Origin of the sequence: Archangium sp., assembly GCF_036388035.1 — a bacterium.
In the GTDB taxonomy this organism is placed as follows: Bacteria; Myxococcota; Myxococcia; order Myxococcales; family Myxococcaceae; genus Archangium.
Genome location: NZ_DASVSO010000394.1, coordinates 1 through 7,371 on the forward strand (window position 1 = coordinate 1; position 7,371 = coordinate 7,371).

At 72.2% G+C, this 7,371-nt stretch carries 6 protein-coding genes; all 6 read left to right on the plus strand.

The window, feature by feature from the left end; translation table 11 throughout:
• On the plus strand, positions 1 to 1,342 hold a 1,342-nt coding region (locus VF697_RS16020; RefSeq protein WP_331095879.1), incomplete at its 5' end, for a CheR family methyltransferase.
• Positions 1,339 to 1,872 (plus strand): chemotaxis protein CheW, encoded by a 534-nt coding sequence (locus tag VF697_RS16025; protein WP_331095881.1) that lies wholly within the window; start codon positions 1,339 to 1,341, stop codon positions 1,870 to 1,872. The genes VF697_RS16020 and VF697_RS16025, both read left to right, overlap by 4 nt.
• Position 1,873: 1 nt before the next feature.
• A complete protein-coding gene (locus VF697_RS16030) occupies positions 1,874 to 3,349 on the plus strand; it encodes a CHASE3 domain-containing protein (RefSeq protein WP_331095883.1) in 1,476 nt (491 codons plus the stop codon).
• Positions 3,346 to 5,457: a hybrid sensor histidine kinase/response regulator gene (locus VF697_RS16035; protein ID WP_331095885.1), complete on the plus strand. Its 2,112-nt coding sequence runs from the start codon at positions 3,346 to 3,348 to the stop codon at positions 5,455 to 5,457. Before VF697_RS16030 ends, VF697_RS16035 begins: the two co-directional genes overlap by 4 nt.
• Positions 5,454 to 6,512, plus strand: coding sequence for a chemotaxis-specific protein-glutamate methyltransferase CheB (gene cheB / locus VF697_RS16040; protein WP_331095887.1), 1,059 nt, complete (start codon positions 5,454 to 5,456; stop codon positions 6,510 to 6,512). Before VF697_RS16035 ends, cheB begins: the two co-directional genes overlap by 4 nt.
• The coding region (locus tag VF697_RS16045) for a response regulator (RefSeq protein ID WP_331095889.1) at positions 6,509 to 7,371 on the plus strand (863 nt) is incomplete at its 3' end. The genes cheB and VF697_RS16045, both read left to right, overlap by 4 nt.

Sequence of the window (7,371 nt, forward strand, 5' to 3'; positions counted from 1 at the left end):
GCTGGTGGAGCAGCGCCTGGGCCTGCGCTACGAGCAGGCCCAGTGGGGCGAGCTGGAGACCGTGCTCGTGGAGCGGGCCGCTGGCGGTGTGGAGCGCTACCTGGAGCGCCTGGGCTCCACCTCCTCGCAGGAGGAGTGGAAGGCGCTGGCCGAGCGCCTCACCGTGGGAGAGACGTACTTCCTACGACACCCCACCCAGCTCGAGGCGCTGGTGGAGCAGGTGCTGCCCTCCTTTCTGCGCCAGTCGCCCCAGGTGCGCGTGCTGTGCGCCGGCTGCTCCACCGGAGAGGAGCCCTACTCGGTGGCCCTCATGGCCCGGGAGAGTGGCCGGGTGGATGCCTCGCGCCTGCGCCTGCTCGGCATCGACGTCAACCCGCGCGCCATCGCCCATGCCCGCCGCGCCTGCTACTCCCCCTGGTCCCTGCGCGCCGTGCCGCTCGCCATGCGCGAGCAATGGTTTCGGCGCACCCCCGCGGGCTTCGCCCTCGAGCCCAAGCTGCGTGACCAGGTCATCTTCGAGGAGCGCAACCTCCTGGAGGACGCCCCCGCCTTCTGGGCTCCGGGCTCCTTCCACGCCATCCTCTTCCGCAACGTCGTCCTCTACTTCCCGCCCGAGGTGATGCGGAAGATCATCGCCCGCATGGCCCAGTCCCTGGTGCCCGGCGGCTACCTCTTCCTGGGGCCCAGCGAGACGCTGCGCGGCATCTCCGAGGACTTCGAGTTGCTGCGCAGCGGGGACGCCTTCTATTACCGTCTGCGGCAGCCGGCGCCTCCCGCCTCCGTGGCCCTGGCGCCCCCGTCCATGACCCCGCCTCCCGTGGCGCCTCCGAAGGAGGCCGCGCCGCCGGACGGGTTGGAGGGGGTGCTGCGTCTGCTCGGAGAGGAGCGCTACACCGAGGCGTGGGCGCTCCTGGAGTCACTGCCCCAGGCCACGCAACCCCGGGGCCTGTTGCTGCGCGCGGTGCTGCACCTGCACGCCGGGCGCCTGGACGAGGCCGAGCGGATGGGCCGGCAGCTCACCACGGCGGGCACCTCCGAGGCCGCGGCCCACTACCTGCTGGGGCTGTGCCTGGAGCAGGCCGGGGACGAGGCCGGCGCCCGCAACCGGTACAACGCGGCTGTGCGCTCGGATCCCACCTTCGCCCTGGGCCACCTGCGCGCGGGGACGCTGGCGCGCCGGGCCGGTGACGTGGGCGCCGCCCGGGTGGCCCTGCGCATGGCCCTCTCGCTGTTGCCGCAGGAGCAGCCCTTGCACCTGTCCCTCTTCGGAGCGGGCTTTGGCCGTCATGGGCTCATGCAGGTCGGTCTGCAGGAGCTCCAGGCTTGTACGGAGGTCTCATGAGTCTGCCTCGCACCCAGATGGCCCTGCGGTTGGACGAGCTGCGCGAAAGCTTTGATTCCTCGTTCTCCCGTCCGCCCCCGCCGCAGAAGGATCCCGGCGAGGCGCTGCTGCGGCTGCGCGTGGGCGGTGCCCCCCTGGCCGTGCGCCTGGGCCAGCTGTCCGGCCTCCACCTCATGCCCCGCCTGGTGCGCCTGCCGAACAGTCCGGCCTCGCTGCTGGGCGTGGCGGGGCTGCGTGGCCAGCTCGTCGCCGTGCACGACCTGGCGGCGCTCCTGGGCCTGCAGACGGGGGAGCCTGCCCGCTGGCTGCTGCTCGCGGGCGGCGCCCGGCGCGTGGGGCTGGCCGCGGCGGGCTTCGAGGGGCAGGTGCGCGCCACCGGTGAGCAGCTCAAGCCCGGGGGTTCCACCACCCACTCCCTGCTGAACGCGAGCATCGTGCTTCCGGGCGCCTCTCCGCTGCCGGTGCTCGACGTCGACGCGCTCGTGCGGAAACTGCTGGAGGAGGCCTCCGCGCCTCCGCAGGGGAGATGACATGATGTTGTCCAGATGGTCACTCACCCAGCAGTTCGTGGCCGGTTTCATCCTGGTGACGGGGCTGCTCGCCTCCTTCGTCTTCCTGGCCCTCAAGAGCACCCATGAGTTCACGGGGGCCGCCGCCACCGTGGAGCACACCCATCAGGTCATCACCGGCCTGGAGCGACTCCTGTCCAGTGCCAGGGCCGCGGAGTCGAGCCACCGGGGCTATGTCCTCACCGGGGAGTCGGTCTATCTGGAGCCCTACACGCAGGCCCAGGCGGACCTCGAGCAGGAGCTCTCGCGCCTGGGCGCGCGGGTCTCCGACAACCCCGAGCAGGTCCGGTGGCTGGAGGTCCTGCGGCCCCTCATCACCCGCGAGCTGGCCCTCCTGCGCGCCAACGTGGAGCTGCGCCGCACCCGGGGCTTCGAGGCCGCCCTGGCCGACATCCGCACCGGTCAGGGCCGGGAGTTGATGGACGGCATCCAGAGCGCGGTGCTGGAGATGCGCCGGGTGGAGTTGGACCTGCTCGCGCTCCGCGATGCCCAGGTGCAGCGGCGCGCGCGCGCCTTCGACTGGGTGTTCGGTGGCGGTGGCGTCGTGGCCTTCTTCCTCGTCCTGCTGGCCGCCGTCGCCATCGTCACGGGCCTGAAGAAGAAGATCTCCACGGCCATCGCGCAGGTGCAGGGCTCCTCGGCCGTGCTCCAGTCCTCGGCCTCGCAGCAGGCCACGGGCGCGCGGGAGCAGGCCTCGGCCACCACGGAGATCTCCACCACCGTCAAGCAGCTGCTCTCCACGTCGCGGCAGATCGCCGGCAGCGCGCAGCAGGTGGCGCGCGTGGCGGACGAGACGGCGGGCGCGGCCCGCACCGGCAACGACACGGTGCAGCACGCCCAGGAGGCCATCGACGCGGTGCGCCGCCAGGTGGATGCCATCGTCAACCACATGCTGGCGCTGGGCAAGCGCTCGCAGGAGATTGGCGGCATCGTCGACATCATCAACGACCTGGCCGAGCAGACGAACATCCTCGCCATCAACGCCACCATCGAGAGCGCCGGGGCCGGAGAGCACGGCAAGCGCTTCGCCGTGGTGGCCGAGGAGATCCGCAAGCTGGCGGACCGGGTGGGCAGCTCCACCAAGGACATCCGCGTGCTCATCGATGAGATTCGCGCTGCCTCCAACACCACCATCATGGCCACCGAGGATGGCTCCAAGGCGGTGCAGAGCAGTGCCAGACAATTCGTCGATGTGGCCGGCAGTTTCCGGCGCATCGCGGAGCTGGTGCGTGCCAACCTGGACGTGGCACGGGAGATCGAGCTGAGTACCCAGCAGCAGACGACGGCGGTGGAGCAGGTGAGCACCGCCATCCTCGAGGTGGCGCAGACGGCCCGTCAGTCCGAGACCGCCTCCTCGCAGACGCTGCAGACGGCCAACCAGCTCCTCCAGCTGTCCAAGCAGCTCAACGCCATCATTGACTCGCGTGCCGCCGAATGAGCCTGGAAAGCGATCCCCTCTACTATTTCCGTATCGAGGCCCGGGAGCTGCTCGAGCAGCTCACCCAGGGCCTGCTCTCGCTGGACGAGGCGGACGGCGGCGCACAGGCGGTGCCTGAGCTCTTCCGCTATGCGCACACCCTCAAGGGGGCCGCGCGCGTGGTGGGGCAGGCGCGCATGGCGGAGATGGCGCACGCGGTGGAGGACGCGCTGTCGCCCTACCGCAACAGCGGCTCCGCCGTGCCCGTCGACAGCGTGCACGACTTCCTGCGCCTGGTGGGGCAGATGGCGGACGCGCTGGACGCGCTGGATGCGCCGGCCCTGCCCCCCGCGCCCGAGGTGCACCGGTCCGAGGCGGGGACTTCGGTGGTGACAGCCCCCGAGGGCCCCTCGTCCGAGGTGGTGCGCGTGGAGCTGGAGCGCCTGGACACGCTGCTGGAGGGCCTGTCCGAGGCGGTGGTGCAGATGGGCGGGCTGCGGGGCGCGGTGGAGTCGCTGGCGCAGGCGCAGCACGGCGCGGGCAGCCTCATCGAGCAGCTCACCGCGCCCGTCGCCTCCAGTGGCTCTCCGGCGGAGCGCGCGCGGTGGCTGTCGCGCGTGCTGTCCGTGGCCGAGGGGCTGCGCTCCTCGCTGGTGAAGGCGGGGCGGCAGCTCGGCGGCGGGCTGGGGCAGGTGGAGTCGGAGCTGTCGCGCCTGCGGGACGGGGCCCACACCCTGCGGCTCGTCCCGGCGCAGACGCTCTTCGGGCCGCTGGAGCTGGCCGCTCGCGACGCGGCCGCCTCGCTGGGCCGCCAGGTGGAGATGTTCGCCGAGGGCGGGGACATCCAGATTGATGGGCACGTGCTGGCGGCGGTGCGCCAGTCGCTGGTGCACGTGGTGCGCAACGCGATGGACCATGGGTTGGAGACACCCGACGAGCGGCGGGCGGTGGGCAAGTCGCCCACGGGCCGCTTCACGCTGAAGGTGCAGCGGCGGGGCGGGCGCGTCTCCTTCCAGTGCGAGGACGACGGGCGCGGGGTGGACCTGGGGCGGGTGCGTCAGGTGGCGGTGGAGCGTGGGGTGGTGACCGCCGCCGAGGTGGACGCCCTGGACGAGCAGGGGCTGCAGCAGCTTCTCTTCCAGCCCGGCTTCAGCACGGCCCGCGCCGTCACCGAGGTGTCCGGCCGCGGCGTGGGGCTGGACGTGGTGCGGGACACGGTGCGCCGGCTCAAGGGGGATGTGTACCTCACCTCCCGGCCGGGACAGGGCACCTGCATCACGCTGGAGGTGCCCCTCACCCTGGCCTCGCTGGAGATGCTGGCGGTGGAGGCCGGTGGGCAGCGCTTGTTGCTGCCGCTGGAGGCCCTCAGTGGCGCCACCCACATGCCCGCCGAGGCCGTCACCTGGACGGGGGCGCGGGCCTCCCTCTCCTATGCCGGCGAGGTGCTGCCCTTCCTTCCCCTGGCGGACGCCATGGGCGCGTCCGGTGCGCAGCGCCCGCGTTCCTGGTCCGTGCTGGTGCTCGACGCGGGCTCGGCGGGCCGGGCCGCCGTGGGCGCGGACAAGCTGCTGGGCATCTCGCGCCGGGTGAGCCGGCCGCTGCCCTCCACCGTGCCCCACATGCCGCTGGTGGCCGGGGCCAGCTTCGACGAGCAGGGCGTGCCCCTGTTGCTGCTGGACGCGGCGGGCCTGGTGCGCCTGGTGCAGGCGGGCTCTTCCGTTGGGCCCCCGCAGGTGCGCCCCTCGCGCAAGCACCGCATCCTCGTGGTGGACGACTCCGTCACCACCCGCATGCTGGAGAAGAGCATCCTCGAGGCCGCCGGCTACCAGGTGGAGCTGGCCGCCTCCGGCGAGGAGGGCGTCGAGAAGGCCCTGCGCGGTGGCCACTCCCTGGTCATCTGCGACGTGGAGATGCCGGGCATGTCCGGGTTGGATGTCACCCGGCGCCTGCGCGCCACGCCCTCCCTGCAGTCCCTGCCCATCCTCATGGTGTCCTCGCTGGCCACGGACGAGGACAAGCGGCGCGGCCGCGAGGCGGGGGTGTCCGCCTACATCGTCAAGGGCGAGTTCCAGCAGCACGGCTTCCTGGACACGGTGGCCCGGCTGACGGTCGAAGGGCGGAAGGCATGAACCGCCTGCGGGTCCTCATCGTCGACGACTCGCTGACAGTGCGCCGCCGGCTGGCGGAGGCCTTCGCTTTCGAGCCCACGTGCGAGGTGGTGGGCGAGGCCATGGATGGGCAGCAGGCCTTCGAGCAGTGCCAGCGCCTGCGTCCGGACGTGGTGACGATGGACCTGGTGATGCCCAAGGTGGACGGGCTGCGGGCCACCGAGCTCATCATGGCCCACTGCCCCACGCCCATCGTCGTGCTCTCGGCGGCGGAGAACCGCACGGAGGGCCTGCGGACGCTGGACGCGCTGGCCGCGGGCGCGGTGGACGCGGTGGACAAGCCCTCCGGCCTGCTGGACGCGAAGTGGATGGAGACGCTGGTGTCGCGCGTCCGGGTGGCGGCGCGTGTGCGCGTCATCACCCATGTCCGGGCCCGGTTGCACTCGGACGTGCGCGCGCCACCTCGGGTGGCTCCGCTGTCCGTGCCACCGCGGCTGCTGGTGATGGGGGCCTCCACGGGCGGTCCGGCGGCCGTGCGGCACATCCTGCGCTCGCTGCCGGCGGACTTCCCGTTGCCGGTGCTGTTGGTGCTGCACATCACCGAGCACTTCGACACCGCCATGGTGGAGTGGTTGGGGACGCAGAGCGGCCTGCAGGTGCGCAACGCGGTGGACGGCGAGCCGCTGCCGATGCCAGGCCGGCTGTGTGTGCGGATGGCGCCGGGCAACCGCCATCTGGTGGTGAAGGGTGGGCGGCTGCGGGTGGTGGAGGGGCCGGAGCGGCACTCGTGCCGGCCCTCGGTGGACGAGCTCTTCGAGTCCGTGGCGCGCGAGCTGGGCGGGGCCGCCATTGGATGCCTGTTGACGGGAATGGGACGGGATGGGGCGGAGGGACTGGCGGCGCTGAAACGCGCGGGGGCCGCCACGGTGGTGGAGGACGAATCAACCTGCGTGGTATTCGGCATGCCTCGTGAGGCCATTCGGCTCGGGGCTGCGCAGCATGTGGTGGGGCTGACGGACATCCCCCCCTTGCTGACGGCGCTCGCTCGCGCGGGCGCCAGGGAAGGATTGTCATGAAGGCACGTGTGCTCATCGTGGACGACAGCGCGACGGTCCGAGCGGACATGCGCGGGGTATTGAGCGCCGCCGGCTTTGGCACCACGTTGTGCGAGAGCCTCACGGCCGCCCGCAAGGCGCTGAGTGAAGGTGAATTCGACCTGGTCATCCTGGACATGCTGTTGCCGGATGGCGAGGGCGTGGACCTGCTGGAGGAGCTGCGCCGCGTGCCTCGCACCGCGCACCTGCCGGTGCTGATGCTGTCCACCGAGGCGGCGGTGCTGCAGCGGCTCAAGGGCCTGTCGCATGGCGCCAACGACTACGTGGGCAAGCCCTACGACTCGGCGTACGTGGTGCGGCGCGCCCACGAGCTGACGCAGGTGCCCGAGGCGGACGCCGCGCCCCGGCTGGTGTCGGCCGGCCGGCGTCGGCGGGTGCTGGTGGTGGACGGCCGCATCGACTTCCGGCTCCGCGCCTCGGATGCGCTGCGCAAGGACGGCCACGACGTCATCATCGCCGAGACGGGTGACGACGCCATGCAGCTGCTGGAGGCCCAGCCCGTGGACTGCATCCTGTTGGATCTGGAGATGCCGAGGCTGGATGGGCCGGAGTGGGTACGCTCCGTGAGGGCCCTGCCCGGCACGGCCCACGTGGCCGTGGTGGGGCTGACGGCCGGCTTCGACTCGAAGCTCATCTCCGAGGCGCTGGCGGTGAAGGTGGATGCCTTCTGCTCCAAGACGGAGGACATCGAGGTGCTGCGCGCCCAGGTGCGCACCGAGCTGCGGCGCCGGGCCGAGTCCGAGGGGCCCGCTCCGGCCGCGCCGGCTCCCGCCCCTGTCTCCTCCCGTCACTCCTCTCCCGGTATGCCGGCCGTCCCGGC